Genomic DNA, 18,266 nt, shown 5'->3' on the forward strand with positions numbered 1-18,266 from the left:
CCACACGAAGCTTCGCGTCCTGCCCGGGATTCGGTATCCTCTCGGCTCCCCCCTCGGGAGGTGACCGGGCGTATGAAGTTCGAGAAAGACGTCCTTCTGGCCGGCAAATTCCGCCTGGAGCGAGAGCTATCCCACGGCGGGATGGGCTCGATCTGGGTGGCGCAGCACGTACAGCTCGGCACGCTCGTCGCGATCAAGTTCATGCGCGACTCGTTTTCGCGGCTGCCGGTGCTCCGGGCGCGCTTCGAGCGGGAGGCGCGCGCCGCCGCGCAGCTCAAGAGTCCCCATATCGTGCAGGTCCACGACTTCGGCTTCGAGGAGGAGGACGAGGTGCCCTACCTCGTCATGGAGCTCCTGCAAGGCGAGGATCTCAGCAAGCGCCTCCAGCGGTGCGGGCGCCTCTCGCTCCCGGAGACGCTGCACATCATCGTCCAGGCCGGGAAGGCGCTCCGCAGCGTCCATGAAGCGGGGTTCGTGCACCGCGACCTCAAGCCCGCCAACTTCTTCCTGGCGCGCGTCGACGGCGAGGATGGCGAGATCGTGAAGCTGCTCGACTTCGGGATCGCGAAGGACGTCTCGGCGGTGCTCGCGGCCGACATCTCGGCGACGGGCGAGGTGATGGGCTCGCCGAATTACATGAGCCCGGAGCAGTTCTATGGCGAACGGGACGTGGACGCGCGCAGCGATCTCTGGTCGCTCGGGGTCATCCTGTTCAAGATGCTCACGGGGCAGCTGCCGTTCCCGGGCGACGCGATCGGGCGCGTGGTCACGAAGGTGATCCTCGGCACGGTGCCGTCGGCGCGCGAGCTCGCCCCCGATCTGCCCAGCGGCATCGACGCGTTCTTCGCGCGGGCGCTGGCGCGCGATCGGGACGAGCGGTTCCAGAACGTGCGCGAGATGATCAACGAGCTCGCGCGCGTCGCGGGCGCGCCGCCGTTCTTTTCGGTCATGGGGGACACCTCGCTGGGCGCGGGGTGGACATGGCGTGGCTCCGGCGGGGAGCCCGGGCTCGCCGACCCCGGCACGCCGGCGGTGGCGCAGCTGACGACGATGCCCATCCAGCGGCGGTCGGATCCGAACGAGGTCCGCGCCTCGACGCCGAACCCGCAATCGTTGCCGGGCACCTTGACCGGCGCGATCAACCTGACGGCGCCGCACACGGCGCGCGCCGCCATCGCGCGGGTCGCGGGGCGGGTCGCCCTCGGGACGACGATCGCCGTCGTGGGGATCGGCCTGTTCGTCGCCACGCTCAAGGGCGCATCGACCGACAGGGACCGGGCCACGACCCAGGCGTCCGCGGCCGCATCCGCGCCCGCGCTCGGCGCGCCGGCCGGGCTCGCCGCGGTCCCCGCCGTCGCGAGCGCTCCCGAGGCGCGCGCCGCGGCGACTCCTGCGGTGGTGCCGGCCCCGCTGCCGCTCGACCCTGTCGCGGGCGCGGGCGCGCCGAACGCCGCCTCCCCGGCGCCGGCACAGGCATCGCCCGTCCCCTCCGGCCCCTCTGGCGCGGCGGCGCGGAGCGCCGCGCCGGCGCGCCCCACGTCCCCGACCACCGCTCGGACCGCGGCGGCACCGGCGCCGCGCAAGACAGTAACGGGGCCTCGCAAGAAGTCCGGCGGAAGCAGGCCGGACTGGGGGCTCTAGCCGGGTGGCTCCGCGTCCCCAGAGGGCAAGAATGCGCTTCCGAGCGGCGGTGATGGGTGTGCTGCTCCTGGTCACGCTCGCCGGCGCGGAGGCGTCGGCGCAGGCGCCTCCCCCGTCGGCGAAGGCGCGACAGGCGGCCGTCACGTACGCCAACCAGGGGTGGACGGCCTACCGAGCGCGCCGGTACCGGGAAGCGCTCCAGGCCTTCCGCCGAGCCGAGGCCACGGTGCATGCGCCGACCTTCCTGATCATGGTCGCGCGCTCCTGCCACAAGCTCGGCCGCCTGACCGAGGCGCGCTCGGTCTACCAGGTCATCGTCGACGAGCAGCTCCCGGCCGACGCGTCGCAGGCGTTCCGGGAGGCCCAGGCCGAGGCGAGGACGGAGCTCGAGGCCCTCTCGTCGCGCATCCCCACCGTGGAGATCACCGTGACGGGCGCGGGCTCGGGGGGCGCGCAGGTGGCGCTCGGCGGGCTGGACGTGCCACAGGCGACGCCCGTCGCGCGCGATCCGGGCAGCCACACGCTGGCTGTGGGGGCGCCTGGACGGCGCGGGCTGACGAAGGAGATCGTCCTCAAGGAGGGCATGAGGGCCAGGGTCGAGGTCGATCTCGCGGCCGGAAAGGTGCGGATCGAGAGCGACAGGGCCGGGCGCGGCGCGGGCGGCGAGCCGCAGCCGCTCGGCCCCGGGCAGGGTGCTGCCGACGGCGGCGCCCAGGAGGGCGGCGAGCCGCTCGGCCCTGGGCAGGGTGCGGCCGACGGCAGCGCCCAGGAGGGCGGCGACGCGGCGGATGGACGCCCGAGCCCACGCAGCTCCGCGGTCGTGTTCACGGGGCTCGCCGCGACCGCCGCGGGGACGGGGCTCGGCGTCGCGTTCGTGGTCCTCTCGAACGGGAAGGCGAGCTCGCAGCAGCGCCTCCTGGAGCCGGCCTCCTGCACGGACCCTGCGCGCTGCCCTGGGCTCGACCTGCGCGCGTACAACGACCTGGGACACGCCAAGGCAGACCTCGCGAACGCGGCGGTCTGGAGCTTCCTGGCCGCGGGCGCGGCGGGGCTCGGCACGGCGGCGTACGTCCTCCTGACGGGGCGGCCCGACGCGCGGGACGCGACGGCGACCGGCCTGTCGGTGAGCCCCATGCCGGGCGGGCTCGTGATCAGCAAGCGCTGGTGAGGTTTCCGAAGAGAGGGATCTTCCCGATGATGCGCATCGTATCGTGGAGGTGGATGGGCTGGGCGCTCTCGCCGATCGTCCCGCTGGTCGCGCTCAGCGGAGGTAGCTGCGTCTTCTTCAGCTACGAGGATGTCGTCGCCAGCGCGGGCGGAGCAGGCGGAACGGGCGCAACGAGCGGCGGCGCCGGTGGCACCGCGGAGCCTTGCGGGCAGGGGGGCGGCGGCTGCGGCGGGGCGCCCCCGGAGGGCTGCGATGGGCCGGGGAGCCATATCTCGACTTGCCTTGTCGATGATGGCTTGCTCGCGCGGTACTTCCTCGACGCGCTCGGCACGGATGGCAAGCTCGTCGATTCGGGACCGGAGCCGGGGCTCTCGCTCGACGTGGTGTCGGACGGAGAGAGGCTCAACTTAGAAGGCGAGGCGGGGCGCGTGGGCATCCGCTGGATGAACCTCGGAGGGAACGCGCGCGTGGAGGCGGCGTTTCCGTCCACCGCCACGCCCCCGAGCAAGCTCCTCGTCTCGAAGGCGGCGCTCACGCTCGAGACCGTGGTGAGCGTGACGGCCGCCGCGGTCGAGGGCGTGCCCTCTCGCATTCTGTACCTCGGGACCGATACAGGAGAGTTCGGGAAGTACTCGCTGAGCGTCGGCGACCCCGACGGGATGGGGAACCGAGAGCTGCTGTTCCACATCTACGCCAACTCCCAGACGCTGTTCGTGGGGCAGTGGTTCATTCCCCTCGAGGAGCTAGAGCGGCCGTGCGTCCTGCACCTCGTGCTGAACGCCGCCGAGGGCGTCGTCGATCTCTACGTGAACGGCGATGTGCGAACGAATGCGATCCCGGATCGGCCGCCCGCCGACTTTGCCTTCACGTGGGCGGAGCCGACGTGGTATTTCGTGCTCGGAAACTCGCGGAAGGCCGGGCGCTCTTTTCGCGGCTCGATCCAGTATGCCGCGCTGTACGGCAAGCCGTTGACCCCCGAGCAGGTGAAGGGCAACGCCGCGACGCTGGCGAAGAGCGACGACGGCCCCGGGATGTGAGCTAATGCGCGCCGCGCCCGTTCCGGGTTCGCGCCGGCGCCCGCGCACCCTCGTGGGCGGAGAGCGCATAGGTCACCCCGCGCTCCAGCGTCCCCCGCGTCACGATCCCCCCCAGATCGGCCCCCAGCGCCACGAACGCCTGCGCCACGCTCGGCCTGATCCCGGTGAGCACCACCTCGGCCCCGAGCAGCCGCGCGCTCCGCGCCGCCCGGATCAGCGCGTCTGTCACCTCCGGCCCCGCCTGCGGCACCCCCGTGACGTCGAGGATGGTGATCCGGGCGTGCTGGCGGGAGATCCCGTCCAGCAGCGTCTCGGTGAACTGCGCGCCCCGCTCGCGGGTCAGCTCGCCGACCAGCGGCGCCACCAGCACCCCGTCCGCGATGGGCAACAGCGGCGTGGAGATGGCCCGTATCGTCTCCTGCTGCACGATCAGCATCTTCTCCTGCAGCTGCCGGGTCCTCGCCTCGGCCTGCACCCGCTCGGTGATGTCCACCGCGATCGCCCCGCATCCGGAGACCCTGCCCTCCTCGTCGCGGAGCGCGAACCTGGTGCTCATGAACACGTGCCTACCGTCGGCCAGATCCATCTCGTCCTCGGAGGTGATGGGCTCGGACGACGCCATCGCCGCCCGGTCCTGCGCCGCGGACCGGTCGGCGATCTCCGCGGGGAACAGGTCGTGCTGGGTCTTCCCCATCAGCTCCTCGCGGGGCTTGCCGAGGAGCTCTTCGACCGGCGGGTTCAGCAGCGTGTGGCGGCCCTCGCTGTCCCGCGCGAACATGAGCATCGGCGCGTTCTGAATGAAGGCCTCCAGCAGCGCGGCGCCCCGGCGCCTCTGCGCCTCGGACTCCACGCGCGCGGTGACGTCGATGCTCACCACCGCCACGAAGCGGTTCCCGCTCGCGTCCTCGAACGCAACGTAGCTCGGCTCGGTCCAGAGCCGACGCCGATCCTTGTAGAGCTCACCCGGCTCGATGTCGTAGGGGACCGGGGGCAGCGTGACCACCTCCCCGGCGAGCGCCCGGCGGATGGCCTCGGCGTGGCCCGTCTTCACCGCCTGCGGATCCTCCAGAGCGTTGTACTTGCCGATGATCTGCTCGGGATTGATGCGCCACCGCGCGCAGTCGGCCCGGTTGATCGCCACGAGGAGCCCGTCCGCGCGATGGATCACCAGCGGTACGGTCACGGCATCGAAGAGCGCGCGGTAAGGCACGCTGTCCGCGAGCTCGCGCTGCGCTTCCCGCGGCGCCGCGCCTGCGCTGAGCCTTCGCTCCAGCTCCTCCACGCGAGCCCGGAGCCGCGCGTTCTCTGCCTTGATTCGCTCGTCGCTCTGCCGGTCGATCTCCATCGTTCCCCCTGAGCCCTGCCTGATCTGCAACCTCGCGCGCGGCTGCTCGCACCCGGCGCGCTCGGCCCCCCGGAGCCCTGCCCGCCGCTCTCCGCTCGCGGCTGTCCGGGAGTTCTTCTGCGCTGAAATGGTGTACCATCAGGCCGGCGCCGTGAAGCCTGGATTGGCCGGGGCTGGCCCGCCCTCTCGGGCTGGCGCCTCGACAGCGGTACTCCCACGCACGACCGACTCGCCCTCATCGCAGCCCCGCGCACCACCGACCTGGACCTGCCCGTCGTGCTCGCCGCCTCGTACATCGGAGTATCTCGGAGGCGCAATCAACAGCGCGAAAGACGCCTCCGATCCGGACGGACGCCTCTTCGTGCGGCTCCTGTTCCCGGAGGATGTTCTATCGACCAGGGGCAGGCCCCGTGGCCGGGGCTCGCCGTCTCCCTCGCTAGGGAAGAAAGACGGTGAACACCCGGGTGGTCGAGTCCGGGCTGCCGGTGAGGTTGTTGACGCAGCTCGGGTAGTACATGCCGTTCGTGTTGAGCTGCTGGCAGTAGGCGGTGCACGACCCGCGGATGCTGAGCATCCCGCATTGCTGGACGGCCCCGCCGCTGTCGAGGTGACCGGCGGCGCACTCTCGCATGAGCGACCGTGAATAGCCGCGATTGGCCTCGTCGTAGCAGGCGTTCAGGTAAGGAGAGGGGGCAAACAGATTGCCCCAGAAGGCGCCTTCCAGGTGCGTGTAGGTCGTGAGCTCGAGGGTTCCGGTCTTGTCGATGACCGCGGAGTTGCCCCGCGAGGAGATCGTCACGGAGACGCCGTACCAGTTCGTCCTCGACGCGAGGCACGCCGAGACCCACTGCTGGTCGTTATGGCCGAGCGGCTTGGTGCTCCAGTCCGGCACGAGGCCGATGATTCCCCTGTACTCCTCGTTGTGCACCGTGCCCGAGCCATCGGTCCACGAGAAGCTGAACGACTGCGACGGGAGGAACGCACAGCCGACCGTGTAGTTGAGGAGCTGGCGCGAGAGGTCGCCGGCCGCGCTCGGATCCCGGATCGCGGTCAGGGCCGCCGGGCTCAATGCGCTGGGGTTGAGGGCGTTGGGGTTGAGGGCGTTGGGGTTGAGGGCGTTGGGGTTGAGGGCGTTGGGGTTGAGGGCGTTGGGGTTGAGGGCGTTGACGAACTCGAGAGCGCTAGGGGCAACTCCTACGGAGCCCTCCTCTTCTTCCTGAACTGAGATGCATCCCACCAAAAGCGCGAGCGAAAGCGCCACGAAACCAGCGATGCTGATCCGGTACATCGTCGTCCCCCCCCCCCGGGTTCGTCCCTTCGTGCCCTCGTCGAAGGTCGAATTGGGTGTACCGATGAATAGGCATCATGTCCAGTACTCAACCGGTGATTTGTGTAGAATTCGTAAATCGTTGAAAGCCGGGATCTGCTCTGTCCACGGTGTGGAAGGTGAGCGAGGCAGCGTGTCGCCTTCATCGCGCTCTGTCTGAGGCCCAGCAAGGCGCGATGGATGATCGAAATCTCACACTGCATGAAGGCCCGACAGAACGGCGGTGAGCGGCCCGGGTGTCGTTGCAATGCGCAGTGTCGCGATAGGTGCGTGCGCGGGGGCGGGGACAATCGCGTGGGGCACGTCGATGACGAGCGCGTCGCCGCGCGCTCCGGCCGGCGATGTCAGGGGAGCGCGTGCCGCGGGGCCGAGCAGGTCGTGTTCGAGCTGCTCGGGACTGCGATCCTTCTCACCCGGGGCCGATCTCGCCGTCGCCGCGCGGGCCCTGCGCCGGAGGAGGCGAGGTCGATTCCGGCGAAAGCTGCGCGCCCTGGGCCGGCGGCGCGGCGCTCGGGTAAGGCTGCGCACCCTGCGCCGGCGGCGCGCCGCTCGGGTAAGCGTGCATGGGGCCCGCCTGGAAGGGCGGACGGAAGCTGGCTGCCGTGCGCCGCTGCCGCCGGACGATGGCGCGGAGGGCGTAGTAGAGCGCCCCGAAGAACGCCGCCAGGAGCAGCAAGGTGGGGGCGATCGACGCGGCGAGGACCGCTGTTTTCACGGCGACGACCCCGGCGTTCTCGATTCCCTCGCCGGCCGCGCGGGCGATCTTGCCGCCGGCGCCCAGGGTCTGCTCCTCGCCGCGCGCCGTGATCGACATCTTCACGGTCGCATAGGCGATCTGCCCCTCCAGCAATCGCTCCTGCGCCTCGATCTGCTCGATCGTCTCACGCACGCTCCCGAGCTGCTTCTCGACGGCTACCACGTCCGCGAGGCTCCCCGTCCTGTCGGAGAGCAGGTCGAGCAGCCGCTTCTCCTGGGCGCGGGCGTTCCGCAGCCGCGCGCCGATGTCCGCGCGCTGCTCGGTCACGTCCTCGGCCTTCTCCGCGTCGTCGACCACCTCGCCGACCGACGCCACCGCGGCCCGGAACGCGCCGACCTTCGCCGAGGGGACCCGCGCCTCGAGCGACGCGCTCCGGTGCGGGCCGCCGTGCACCCGGGCCTCGCTCACGTAGCCGCCGTGCTCCTCGACCGCGGTTCGCAGCCGCTGCATCGCCGGCTCGAAGGCGTCCACCAGGATCGCGGTCTCGACGGTGATCCGCATCGCGCGCCCGGTGAGCGGCGCCGCCGCTGACGATGGCCCCTGCTCTCGCCGATCGACCGCCGCGGCCGGCTCAGGCGGGGCCGACTTGGAACGGTCCTCTCTGGCGCAGGAGCTCATCAGCGCCACAGCCGAGAGCAGCACGGCAGACAGGCTCATGCAGGAACGCATGCGGTGACCGTAGCGGTTCCAGGGGACGTTCGCGAGCCCACCCCGGGCGGGGACGCGGACACGCCGTGCGCGCCGGCCGCGGGCCCGCCCGTTGCGAGGCGGGCACCCACCATGTCGACACGCGAAGAGGACACCCCGGGGTACGACGCGATCATCGTCGGCGGAGGGCCGGCCGGCCTCAGCGCGGCGCTCATCCTGGGGCGCTGCCGGAGGCGCGTCCTCGTGTGCGACTCGGGGAAGTACCGCAACCACGCGGCGCGCAAGATGCACGGCTTCCTGTCGCGCGACGGGATCGCGCCGTCCGAGCTCCGGCGGATAGCGCGCGAGCAGCTGGAGCCCTACGGCGTCGAGATCCGCGAGGCGGCCGTCACCGACGTCCGCCGCGCAGCGAGGCGCTTCGATGTGACGCTGGAAGGAGGCGAGCGCCTGCGCTGCCGCAAGCTGCTGCTCGCCACCGGGCTCGTCGACCGGCTGCCGGAGCTCCCGGGGCTCCCCGCGATGTACGGCAAGAGCGTGCACCACTGTCCCTACTGCGATGGATGGGAGGCGCGGGATCAGGCGATCGGCGTCTACGGACAGGGCAGCACCGGGGTCTCGCTCGCCGTGAACATGAAGACGTGGAGCGATGATGTGGTCCTGTTCACGGACGGGCCAGCATCCCTGTCGGGATCGGACGCGGATCGGCTCGCGCGCCACCGGATCGGCGTGCGCGAGGAGCGGATCGCCCGGCTCGAGGGCAGCGACGGGATGCTGGAGCGCGTGGTGCTCGAGGACGGCAGCGCGGTGGAGCGCCGCTCGCTCTTCCTCAAGGCGAAGCAGGAGCAGCGGTCGGATCTGGCCGAGCGGCTCCGCTGCACGGTCACGGAGGAGCGGGGCGTCGAGACGGTCGCCGAGCACGAGGAGACGACCCGCGAAGGGGTGTTCGTCGCCGGGGACGCCTCGAAGGAGGTGCTGCTCGCCATCGTGGCCGCCGCCGAGGGGGCCGCCGCGGCGTTCGGGATCAACTGCGCGCTGCAAGAAGAGGAGCTCGCGTAGGGGGCAGCGCGCCCTCGTCGGCCCTGCCCAGGCAGGCGCTCAGTCGCCCCGACCGCCCGGCCCGCGCCCGCGGCCAGGCCCCGGCCCGAAAGGCGGCGGGCCCGGGTGCCGCCGCCGCTCGGCCTCGAGCTCCTCGTAGCGGGTGAGCTGCTCGGGCGTGAGCACGCCCTTCACGCGCGCGTCGGTGCGATCGCGGAGGGCGTCGAGCGCGGGGCGGCACTCGGAGAGGAGCCGCTCCCGCTCGGCCTCGGCCTCGGCGATGGTCGCCCTGAGCTCGCGCACCTGGCGGTCGGTGAGGTCGAGGTGGCGGCGCATCGCCTTGAGGCGGAACTGGGCGCGCGCCTCGGTCGGAGGACCCCGGAAGGTCGCCTCGAGGTCGCGCAACGCCGTGACGCGGCCGATGGCCGCGCCGGCGACGCCGCCGAAGAGGAAGACCGCGGCCAGCACGGCCAGCGGCTTCCAGCGGGCGAGGGCGGGCGGGGACGCGGGGCGCTGGGTCATTCGCTCGCCTCGACGGCCTCCACGGAGGCCACGATCGCACTGTCGACGTCGCGCTGCGTCTGCAGAAAGAAGAGGACGCTCGCGGCCGCAGCGAGGGCGGTCACCACGAGGGCAGGGCGACCCGAGCGGACGATGCCGTCGGCGATCGCGGGCCGCGCGGGGAGGAGGGGAGGAGCGGCCGTCGCCGCGCGGACCATGGCCTCGGTGAAGCCGGCGTCCGGCTCGAGGCCGTCGGTCGCGGCCGCGATGCGCGCGAGCGGATCGCTGGCCGCGCTGGCCGTCGCTGCGCGCAGCACGGCCGCCGTGAAGCGGTCGTCGGCGTCGATGCGAGCGGTCGCGGCCGCGAGGCGCGCGAGGTCCCGATCGGGTCCGGTCCGGTCGTCGTCGCGGTCAGACATGCGGCGCCTCCTCCTCGATCTGCCGGGCGCGGAGCGCGGCGCGGGCGCGCACCAGGCGTTGTTCGACGGCGCCCTCGGAGCAGCCGAGCGCCGCCGCGGCCTCCTTCGCGGGCAGGCCCTCGACGGCGACGAGGACGAGCGCGGCGCGCTCCTGGGGCGGGAGCGCGGCGAGCAGGGCGTCGAGCTCGCGCAGCGCGACGCGCGCCTCGGCGGAGACGAGGCCGTCGAAGCGCGGCTCGGCGGGCGCCTCGCGCGGGGTGTCGCGGCGGCGCCGGAGGGCGTCGAGGCAGGCGTTCGTCACGATGCGGTACAGCCAGGTCTCCACCTTCGATCTCCCGTCGTAGCGCCCCTCGCGCAGGGCGCGGTAGGCGTCGACGAACGCCTCCTGCAGCGCGTCCTCGGCCTCCGCGAGGTCGCCGACCAGGCGCGCGGCCAGGCGGTACATCGGCGCGCGCGTGTGCTCGACGATCTGCCGGAAGGCCGCATCATCGCCCCTGGCGACGCGCGCTGCGACGAGCCTGAGGTCGACGATCACGTTCCCCCGCGATTCTGCGCCCATGGCACCGCGCGCGCTACAGGGACGGGCGCTCAGCGGCGCTCGGGGCCGCGCATGCCGGGCCCGCCCGGCCCGGGGCCGCGCATGCCGTGCCCGGGGCCGTGCCCGGGGCCGCGCATGCCGTGCCCGGGGCCGTGCTCGGGCCTGCCCGCAAACGGCCCCTTCTCGATGCGTTCGGCGAGGGCGTTGCGCTGCGCCTCGTCGAGGATCGGGACGATCGCGGCCAGCGCGCCGACCATGCGGTCCAGGTGCGCCCGCGGGCCCATCTTCTCGCCCGCCGGCGGCTGCGGCAGGAACGCGTTCGCGTCGAAGCGATCCGCGGCAAACGTCTCGAGCCGCGCCCGCATCTCGGCGCGCCTCGCCGCGTGATCTTCCTTCCGCCCGTCCCGGTCGGCGTCGCTCGGGCGCGCGCCCTCGAGGGCCTTGTCGATCTGCGCGCGCTGCTCGTCGCGCAGGTCGAGGCCGGCGAGGAGATGGCCCAGCGGACCGCCGCGCATGCCGGGGCCGCCCATGCCGCCGCGATCGCCGCGCGGGCCGCGGTGGTGCTCGCCGCCCTGCTTGCCGCCGCGCGGGCCGCGCTCTCCTCGCTCGTCCATCTTCGCGGCGATCACGTCGACGAGCTGCCGGCGCTGCTCCTTCGTGAGCGTGGCGTGCAGGGTGCTCAGCGCCCCGGCGACGCGCGCGCGGTGCTCCTCGCCCGCGCGGCCGGCGTCGGGGAGCTTCGCCTCGATCGCCGCCCGATCGATCTTGCCCGCGCGCACGCCCTCGGCGAGCGCCGAGAAGACGGCCCCGCCCTTCGGGCCCTCCTTCGCGCCGTCGCGCAGCCCCTCGAGGGCGCCCTCGATCGTTGCTTTCTGCGCGTCCGAGAGGTCGAGCTCGTGGAGCGCCGCGCGCAGGAGGTGCTCGGGGCCGCGCGGGCCGCCGCGATGGCCGCCGAAGCCCTCCCGGGGACCGCCCGCCCCGGGCGGGCCCTGGGCGAGCGCCGCCTCGGCGGCCTCGTCGCTCGGGGACGTGTTGCCCTGCCCCGTCTCCGCCGTGCAACCGGCCGCGCCGACGAGCGCGCCGACGAGCGGCAATACCGAACCAAGCCTCCACCAACGAGACTGCGTCATCGACTCTTCTCCTGGGTCGCCCGCGTCGTGCCGAGCGGGTCGTTCATCCCTGTGACGCCGGCGGGGAGGGGAGCCCTACGAGGACGAGCGACTTTTTCTGGAGGCAGGCTCCGCCAGCAAGCTCCGCAGGAAGCCGGGAGAGGCCGGCGTGGGCTCGGCCTTACCGCACGCTGGCGATCAGGTGGGTGCGCGTGCCCTGCGGTGTGGCGACCTCGGCCTCGTCGCCCTCCGACAGGCCCAGCAGGGACTGGCCGAGGGGGCTCGTCGTGGCGAGGGTCTGCAGCTCGACCCCCTGGAACTGGATGCGCTCGCCGCCCGCGGCCGGCAGGAGGAAGTAGAGCGCGCGCCGCTTTCCGCTCTCCAGCTCCACGAGCGCCGAGCTCTCGATGCCTGCGCCGGGGCCGAAGTCGCGCACCGTGAGGGCGCCCAGCCTGGCGAGCGCCTGCTCGAGCTGGAGCACGCGCTCGCTGTGACCTCGCGCCACGTAAGACGCCTCGGTGGCGCGCATGTCCTTGTCGCCCTCGGCGCGGTTCTCCTCGTGCGTCGCGGCGCTGGCGGCGTCGCGCGCCCGCTCGGTGGAGCGCTCGAGCTCACGGGCGAGCTGGTCCCTCAGGGCCGCGAGCAATGCGCGCTTGTCGATGGCCGGTGGCATGGACACGCACATCTTACCAGACGGGATCGCGGCGGTCACTCCACGGTCGTCCGGCGCCGCCGCTCGAGACCCGAGGGGCGCAGCCGTCCTCAGCGCCGCGCGGCGCCCGCCCGTCGCCGTCGCTGTCGGACGAGGAGACGGGAGGCGGCCCGGCTCCTCCGGGAAGACCGCGCGCCTGCCGGCGAGCAGCGCCGAGCGCACACATGCGCTGATTGCAACTCTGTAATGGATGCCTCTCGCACAGAGCCGCAGTTCATGGCTCCTTTTCGCGTCGAGAACTCCCCGCTCCTTGCAGATGTGCAATCCATGCGCGTCGCGCGCGGCGGACTGCCGATGCGCTTATCGTCCGTGTGAATCGAATGTTTCAAGACGGTGACTTGGAAGCACGAGGAAGCACGGGGGAAGCACGCGGGAAGCTCGATGACGCCCCGCGACGGCGAGCGGGAGAACCGCGCAGGAATCGTTCAGGAATCTCTTTGCCGGGGTAGGGTGAGTAGTGTAGATTCCTAATCTGCTACGCCGCTGCTCCGGGCTGGCACGCATCGACACGAGAGCATGGGTGTCGATGCGGCGCCACCGCACAGCCTGGAGCGCGCGAGCGGAGCGCGCGCGACATGACGCGAGGCGTCCTGCCGCCGCTCGCCCGGGCTGCGTCCAGAACACTGCACGAGCACACAAGAGGAGAATCGTGAGCCTGTATGCCCAGGAGCGGCTGCGCGTGCTCGTCGTCGACGACGAGCGGAGGATGCTGGACAGCATCGCGGCCATCCTCGACGACGACATCGACGTCGAGACCTGCACGTCCGCCCACCGGGCGCTCGATCTGCTGCAGACAGGCCAGTTCCATGTGGTCTGCTCCGACTACAAGATGCCCGGGATGAACGGAGACGAGCTCCTCAAGCGGGTCGCCGGCCTGCCGTTCTACACGAGCTGCCTGCTGATCACCGGCGACGAGGAGTACATCCGCTCCGGCGAGGCGGGCCGCCACTACGTCATCCTCAAGCCGTTCGAGCCCGCCCGGGTCACCCGGATCGTCCTGGAGCTCGCGCGCCTCGCCCACGCGAGGCGGTCCGCGGACGCCTCCTCGGCGCGCGGCGAGGCCGCCGCGCCCGCCTCGAAGACGAGGAGGGCCGCGCCGTCGCTCAGGCCGCGGGAGAGCCAGGACGCGCCGGTGTCCTCGCAGCGCGAGCGGGTGAGCTCGTACCCGCCCCCGTCCTCCCGCGCGGCGTCGAGCTACCTGGACACGGTGCGGGTCGGAGACGCTGGGCTCCCGGCCCGGACCCTCAAGTGATCGCCCGCAGCGGCGAGCGCGGCACCCGAGGAGGCGATCCCCGACGATGACGAGCCGAGATCCGCTCGGCGCGGTGGAGCAGACCGCGACGGCCGAGGAGATCGTGGCGACGCTGCGCCACGATCTGCGCAATTGCTTCGGGACGATCCGCAATGCGGCGTTCTTCATCCGGCGCAAGGTCGCCCGGGAGCAGGCCTTTCGGGACGACCCGCGGGTGGGGCAGTTCCTGGACGTCATCGACGAGGAGGCGATCGCGGCGAGCGCGCTGGTCGACGGCGTCATCGACGCGAACGCGAGCCTCAGGCGGCGTCCGGTGAGCGCGAGCGCCCGCGAGTGCGCCCTCACGGCGGCGGCCTGCGCGCGCATCGCCGAGCCCGGGATCCGCGTCGACGTCGACGCGGCGGAGGGCGTGGTCGAGCTCGATCCGGCGGAGCTCGCCCTGGCGGTCCGGTGCCTCGTGGAGAACGCGGCGGAGTCGATGACCGGGGGCGGGGTGGTCACGCTCCGCGGGAGCGTGGTCGGCGCCCGCTACCGCATCGAGGTCGGCGACACGGGGACGGGCGTGCCCGAGGCGGAGCGGGAGGCGATCACGCGCCCGTTCTACACAACCAAGCCGGGCCGCCTCGGCCTCGGGCTCAACATCGCCGGGCGCGTGGCGCGCCGCTATTTCGGGACGCTCACCCTCGGCCACGGCGCGCCCTCCGGCACGCTGGCGTGCATCGAGCTGCCCCTCGCAGCAGCGCCCGAGCCGCCCGGCGCGGGCGCCGAGGAGCGGCCGTGACGGCGCGCGCGGCCGAGGCGCCGCGGTGAGCATCCGGGCCGCCCTGTCGCTGATCTTCGCCGTGGCCGCGGCCGTCGTGCTGCTCGCGACCGGCGCGCTCTACGTCACCTCCGCCAGCATGACGCGGCTCCAGCGGCGCGCCGAGCTGTCGTACGAGGACCTCACCCGCCACGTCACGCTCGCCAACCACGCCGGCCGCTACATGCGGGAAGCCGCGGAGATCTCCCTCGGCGGCGGCGACTCCGAGGAGCTCCACTACCTGGCCGGGCTCGTCGCGCGGGACCTGGCCGCGGCGGAGGCGATCGAGCGGGCGCGGGAGCCGCTCGAGCGGGCGCGGGAGCCGCTCGAGCGGGCGTGGGAGCCGCTCGAGCGGACGCTGATCGAGGGCGAGCGCGCCCCCGAGGCGCTGCGCGAGGCGCAGGAGGGCGACGAGCGCCTGCGCCGGATGCGCGCGAGCTTCGCGGCGATCGCCGGGGGCGTCGACCACGTGTCCCGCATGGCGAGCGCCGGGGATCTGGCGGCCTACCGGAGGTTCGTGGAGCGCCCCGAGGCCGAGTACGAGGAGGGGTTCGTGCCCCAGATCGACGCGGCCATCGCCGACGCGCGGCGCGATGTCGCGCGGAACGCGGAGGAGGCGGGCCGCGCGGGCGCCAGGATCAGGATCGCGAGCATCGCCCTGATGACGGCGGCGCTCGTGATCCTCGTCGTCCTCCTCGGCGGCCTCCTGCGCTCGATGGCGCGCGGGTTCGGCGCGCTCGCGGAGTGCTCGCGGCGCATCGCCGGAGGCGACCTCGATCACCGCGTGCCCGACCTGGGAAGGCACGAGTTCGGGCGCATCGGCGCGGCGCTCCGCCACATGGCCGAGAGCCTGCGCGAGGCCCAGGCGTCGAGCGTGCGCGTCGAGCGGCTCGCGGCGATAGGGCAGCTCGCGGCGAGCGTCGGGCACGAGCTCCGCAACCCGCTCGGCGCCATCCGGAACGCGACGCACTACCTCAAGAAGCGCCTCGCCGGGACCGAGGTCGGCGCGGAGCCGCGCGTCGCCCAGTTCCTCGCCCTGATGGAGAAGGAGCTCCTCTCGTGCAACCGGATCATCGGCGATCTCCTGGACTTCGCGCGTGAGCGCAGGCTCCGCCGCACCGCCTGCCCGCTCGCGCCCCTGGTGGACGACGCCATGTCGGTCGTCGAGCCGCCCGCGCACGTGCGCCTCGAGAACCTCGTGCCGGCGGCGCTGCCGGTGCCGAGCCTCGACAAGGACCAGTTCCGGCAGGTGCTCGTGAACCTGATCCAGAACGCGGCCGAGGCGATCCCTGTCGAACGCGAAGGGTGGGTGCGTGTGGTTGGGCGTGTGTGTGACGAGGCCGTGAGCCTCGAGGTGGCCGACAACGGGGATGGGATCGAGGAGGAGCACCTCGCGAAGATCTTCGAGCCGCTCTTCAGCACGAAGCTGAAGGGGACGGGCCTCGGGCTCGCCATCACCGCCGGAATCGTCCGCCTGCACGGCGGCACGATCGCGGTGGAGAGCGCACCCGGCGCGGGGACGACGTTCACCATCCGGTTACCGCGCGCCGCGGCGCCGGAGGTACACTCCGTTCAACTCGCGTGACAGCGTGACAGCGGAGGGAGACGTCCGTCGATGCAAGGGACCGGACCAGTGCTCGTGGTGGACGACGAGGAGGGGATGCGCGCCACGCTCGCCGCGAACCTCGAGCTCGAGGGGTACGAGGTCGTCGAGGCGCGGGACGGCGCGCACGCCCTCGAGCTCGTGAAGCGACGGCGCTTCGCGCTCGTGCTGAGCGACGTGAGGATGCCGGGCCTCGACGGCGTCGCGACGTTCCGGGAGATCAAGCGGCTCCAGCCGGAGCTCACGGTGGTGCTGATGACGGGCTTCGCGCGCGAGCAGCTCATCGAGCAGGGCATCGGCGAGGGGGTCTACGCGGTCATCTACAAGCCCTTCTCGATGGAGCACCTCATGCGGATCATCGCGCGGGCCCTCTCGTCGCGCGGCGTGCTCGTGGTCGATGACCTCCCCGCGGTCGCGGAGTCGATCGTGGCGGGGCTCAAGGCGGCCGGGCTGCGCGCGGAGGCCGCGTACGACGGGCACACGGCCATCCAGCGCGCGCGGGACGCGGCGGTCGACGTATGCGTGCTCGACCTCCGGATGCCCTCCCTGGACGGCGTGAGGACCCACGAGCAGATCCGGCGGCTGAGCCGCGGGATCACGGTGATCGCGATGACGGGCCACGCGACGCCGGAGATGATCCACGCGTTCACGAGCCAGGGCGGGTACGCCTGCCTCCACAAACCGTTCGAGGTGCGCGAGCTGATGCACACGATCGCGCGCGCCCGGAGCGACCCGGGGACGTGCTGAGGACCGCTGGACATGGCGCCGGGCGGCGGCGGGCGCTGCGCCATGCCCGGCCGTGGGGGCGGAGGAGGGCGGCGTGAGCGTGACCGTGCTCCTCGTCGACGACGACGCGTCGTCCCGGTTCGTGCTCGCGACGCTCCTGGAGGACGAGGGCTTCCAGGTGGAGGAAGCCGGCTCGTTCGCCGAGGCCGGGCAGAAGATCGCGGCGGAGGGCGCGCGGTACGACCTCGCGCTGCTCGATCAGAACCTCGGCGACGGCCATGGCACCGATCTCGTGGCGGTGCTGCGGGCGCGCCTGCCGCGCGCGAAGGCGGTGCTGATCAGCGGCAGCGGCGATGAGGGCCTCGGCGACGCGCCCTCGCCGGACGCGGTGCTCGCGAAGGGGATCGGCTTTCCGGAGCTGCTCGATCGGATCCGGCAGCTGCTCGGCTGACGCGCGCCGACGCCGCGCGCGCCGACGCCGCGCGGGCCCGCGCGGCGCGAGATGGCCGCGCGCGCCCGGCGTCAGGCGATGCCGAGCAGGGCCTTGCCCACGATGTCGCGGATCGCGGGGCCGGACAGGGCCATGATGGGGCCGCTCATCGCGTCGCGCAGGTGGCGCTCGATGGGGCGGGTGCGCATGTACCCGGCGCCGCCGGCGATCTCCAGGGCCGAGGTGGCGATGGCCACCGCGGCCTCGTTGGCCACCACCTTGGATTGCAGCTGCAGGAGGCCGTAGCTCGGGTCGCCCGCGTCCAGGGCCGTGGCGGTACGCATGGCGAGGGCGCGCGCGGCCTCGAGGCGCAGGCTCATGTCGGCCACGGCGAACTGCACCCATTGCAGCTCGGCGATGGGCCGATCGCCCGGCGGCAGGACCCGCTCCTTGGCGTAGGCCACGGCCGCGGCCATGGCGGCCTCGGCGATGCCCACGGAGAGCCAGCCGAGGCCGTTGGGAATGGGGTTCGGCGCCAGGGGATCGAGCGCGAGCCGCCGCGACTCGGGCAGGGGCGTGCCCTGGAAGCGGACGATCTGGCTGCGCGTGCCTCGCATTCCGAGGGTGTCCCAGACGGGCTCGATGGCGATCGAGTCGTCCCTCTCGATGAGGAAGAACGCCGGCTGGCCGTCGCAGACCGCGGCCGTGAGGAACCAGTCCGCGCGCTCGCACCCGGTGACGAAGCGCTTCTCGCCGGTCAGGCGATAGCCACCCTCGGCCTTCTGGGCCACCTGGCGTGGCACGAGGAACATGTTGCCGCTGGTGGGCTCGGAGAGCGCGTTGCCGACCCACGCGCCGCGGCGGATCGCCTGCTCGAAGCGGGACCGCTCGCCGGGGTCGACAAGGGCGCGGTAGACCGACAGGGCGCCCTGGTGCATGAGCCACGCCGTGGCGAACGACGCGTCGCCCCGCGCGAGGATGGCCACGATGCGGCCGAAGGTGAGCCACGAGCAGGGCGCGCGGGCGGCGTCGTCGCCGGCGGCCCCGCCGAGCAGCGCTGTGTTGATCGGTGAGCGGATCATGGCGGTCAGCCCCTCGATCGGGAAGGTGGCATCCCGGTCGTGCCGGGCCGCGTGCTCGGCGAGGAGCGCCGAGATCCGTTCGGCCTCGGCGAGGAGCTCGCCGGCCTGACTTGCGTCGTTCTTCTCTGCATTCATGA

Annotated in this window: 18 protein-coding genes; 9 read left to right on the forward strand and 9 right to left on the reverse strand. The window is 72.8% G+C overall.

What is annotated here, in order from left to right; all coding sequences use genetic code 11:
* Window positions 1-72 precede the first annotated feature (72 nt).
* From POL72_RS17285 to POL72_RS17295, 3 genes are read left to right on the forward strand one after another with little or no spacing between them, the layout of a single operon-like run.
* Window positions 73-1,641, forward strand: a complete 1,569-nt coding sequence (locus tag POL72_RS17285) for a serine/threonine-protein kinase (protein ID WP_272096489.1) — start codon at window positions 73-75, stop codon at window positions 1,639-1,641.
* Window positions 1,642-1,672: 31 nt separating this feature from the next.
* Entirely contained in the window at window positions 1,673-2,809 is a 1,137-nt protein-coding gene (locus POL72_RS17290) for a tetratricopeptide repeat protein (protein ID WP_272096490.1), read from the forward strand.
* Between the two features lie 26 nt (window positions 2,810-2,835).
* Complete coding sequence (locus POL72_RS17295; RefSeq protein WP_272096491.1) at window positions 2,836-3,846, forward strand: LamG-like jellyroll fold domain-containing protein; 1,011 nt, start codon at window positions 2,836-2,838, stop codon at window positions 3,844-3,846.
* Between the two features lies 1 nt (window position 3,847).
* On the opposite strand, the gene POL72_RS17300 is transcribed toward POL72_RS17295, so the two are convergent.
* The 3 genes from POL72_RS17300 to POL72_RS17310 all read right to left on the reverse strand — a co-directional run bounded on the left by POL72_RS17300 (window position 3,848) and on the right by POL72_RS17310 (window position 7,932).
* Entirely contained in the window at window positions 3,848-5,221 is a 1,374-nt protein-coding gene (locus POL72_RS17300; protein ID WP_272096492.1) for a PAS domain-containing protein, read from the reverse strand.
* Window positions 5,222-5,627: 406 nt separating this feature from the next.
* Window positions 5,628-6,428 (reverse strand): hypothetical protein, encoded by an 801-nt coding sequence (locus tag POL72_RS17305; RefSeq protein ID WP_272096493.1) that lies wholly within the window; start codon window positions 6,426-6,428, stop codon window positions 5,628-5,630.
* 499 nt (window positions 6,429-6,927) lie between these two features.
* Window positions 6,928-7,932, reverse strand: coding sequence for a DUF4349 domain-containing protein (locus tag POL72_RS17310; RefSeq protein WP_272096494.1), 1,005 nt, complete (start codon window positions 7,930-7,932; stop codon window positions 6,928-6,930).
* Window positions 7,933-8,055: 123 nt separating this feature from the next.
* Here POL72_RS17310 and POL72_RS17315 point away from each other — a divergent pair, with 123 nt between their 5' ends.
* Entirely contained in the window at window positions 8,056-8,979 is a 924-nt protein-coding gene (locus tag POL72_RS17315) for an NAD(P)/FAD-dependent oxidoreductase (protein ID WP_272096495.1), read from the forward strand.
* A gap of 39 nt (window positions 8,980-9,018) precedes the next feature.
* Here POL72_RS17315 and POL72_RS17320 read toward each other — a convergent pair whose 3' ends face one another.
* From POL72_RS17320 to POL72_RS17340, 5 genes are all read right to left on the reverse strand, one after another.
* Window positions 9,019-9,480 (reverse strand): hypothetical protein, encoded by a 462-nt coding sequence (locus POL72_RS17320; RefSeq protein WP_272096496.1) that lies wholly within the window; start codon window positions 9,478-9,480, stop codon window positions 9,019-9,021.
* Window positions 9,477-9,878 carry a hypothetical protein gene (locus tag POL72_RS17325; RefSeq protein WP_272096497.1) on the reverse strand — a complete coding sequence of 134 codons (402 nt, stop codon included), beginning with the start codon at window positions 9,876-9,878 and terminating at the stop codon, window positions 9,477-9,479. Before POL72_RS17325 ends, POL72_RS17320 begins: the two co-directional genes overlap by 4 nt.
* Window positions 9,871-10,437: an RNA polymerase sigma factor gene (locus tag POL72_RS17330; protein ID WP_272096499.1), complete on the reverse strand. Its 567-nt coding sequence runs from the start codon at window positions 10,435-10,437 to the stop codon at window positions 9,871-9,873. The genes POL72_RS17325 and POL72_RS17330 overlap by 8 nt, the downstream gene beginning before the upstream one ends.
* Window positions 10,438-10,466: 29 nt before the next feature.
* Complete coding sequence (locus POL72_RS17335; protein WP_272096500.1) at window positions 10,467-11,546, reverse strand: Spy/CpxP family protein refolding chaperone; 1,080 nt, start codon at window positions 11,544-11,546, stop codon at window positions 10,467-10,469.
* Between the two features lie 160 nt (window positions 11,547-11,706).
* Entirely contained in the window at window positions 11,707-12,198 is a 492-nt protein-coding gene (locus tag POL72_RS17340) for a GreA/GreB family elongation factor (protein WP_272096501.1), read from the reverse strand.
* 688 nt (window positions 12,199-12,886) lie between these two features.
* On the opposite strand from POL72_RS17340, the gene POL72_RS17345 reads away from it, so the two are divergent.
* From POL72_RS17345 to POL72_RS17365, 5 genes are all read left to right on the forward strand, one after another.
* The gene (locus tag POL72_RS17345) at window positions 12,887-13,489 is read left to right on the forward strand and encodes a response regulator transcription factor (protein ID WP_272096503.1); all 603 of its coding nucleotides are present in this window, start codon (window positions 12,887-12,889) and stop codon (window positions 13,487-13,489) included.
* Between the two features lie 46 nt (window positions 13,490-13,535).
* Window positions 13,536-14,270 (forward strand): sensor histidine kinase, encoded by a 735-nt coding sequence (locus POL72_RS17350; RefSeq protein WP_272096504.1) that lies wholly within the window; start codon window positions 13,536-13,538, stop codon window positions 14,268-14,270.
* Between the two features lie 25 nt (window positions 14,271-14,295).
* Window positions 14,296-15,873, forward strand: coding sequence for a sensor histidine kinase (locus POL72_RS17355; protein ID WP_272096505.1), 1,578 nt, complete (start codon window positions 14,296-14,298; stop codon window positions 15,871-15,873).
* Between the two features lie 30 nt (window positions 15,874-15,903).
* Window positions 15,904-16,638, forward strand: a complete 735-nt coding sequence (locus POL72_RS17360; protein WP_272096506.1) for a response regulator — start codon at window positions 15,904-15,906, stop codon at window positions 16,636-16,638.
* Window positions 16,639-16,711: 73 nt separating this feature from the next.
* Window positions 16,712-17,068 carry a response regulator gene (locus tag POL72_RS17365; RefSeq protein ID WP_272096507.1) on the forward strand — a complete coding sequence of 119 codons (357 nt, stop codon included), beginning with the start codon at window positions 16,712-16,714 and terminating at the stop codon, window positions 17,066-17,068.
* Between the two features lie 71 nt (window positions 17,069-17,139).
* Here the strand turns inward: POL72_RS17365 and POL72_RS17370 are convergent, their stop codons facing one another.
* Complete coding sequence (locus POL72_RS17370) at window positions 17,140-18,264, reverse strand: acyl-CoA dehydrogenase family protein (protein WP_272096509.1); 1,125 nt, start codon at window positions 18,262-18,264, stop codon at window positions 17,140-17,142.
* Window positions 18,265-18,266: the final 2 nt, after the last annotated feature.

The sequence above is a fragment of the Sorangium aterium genome (genome assembly GCF_028368935.1).
Taxonomy (GTDB): domain Bacteria; phylum Myxococcota_A; class Polyangia; order Polyangiales; family Polyangiaceae; genus Sorangium; species Sorangium atrum.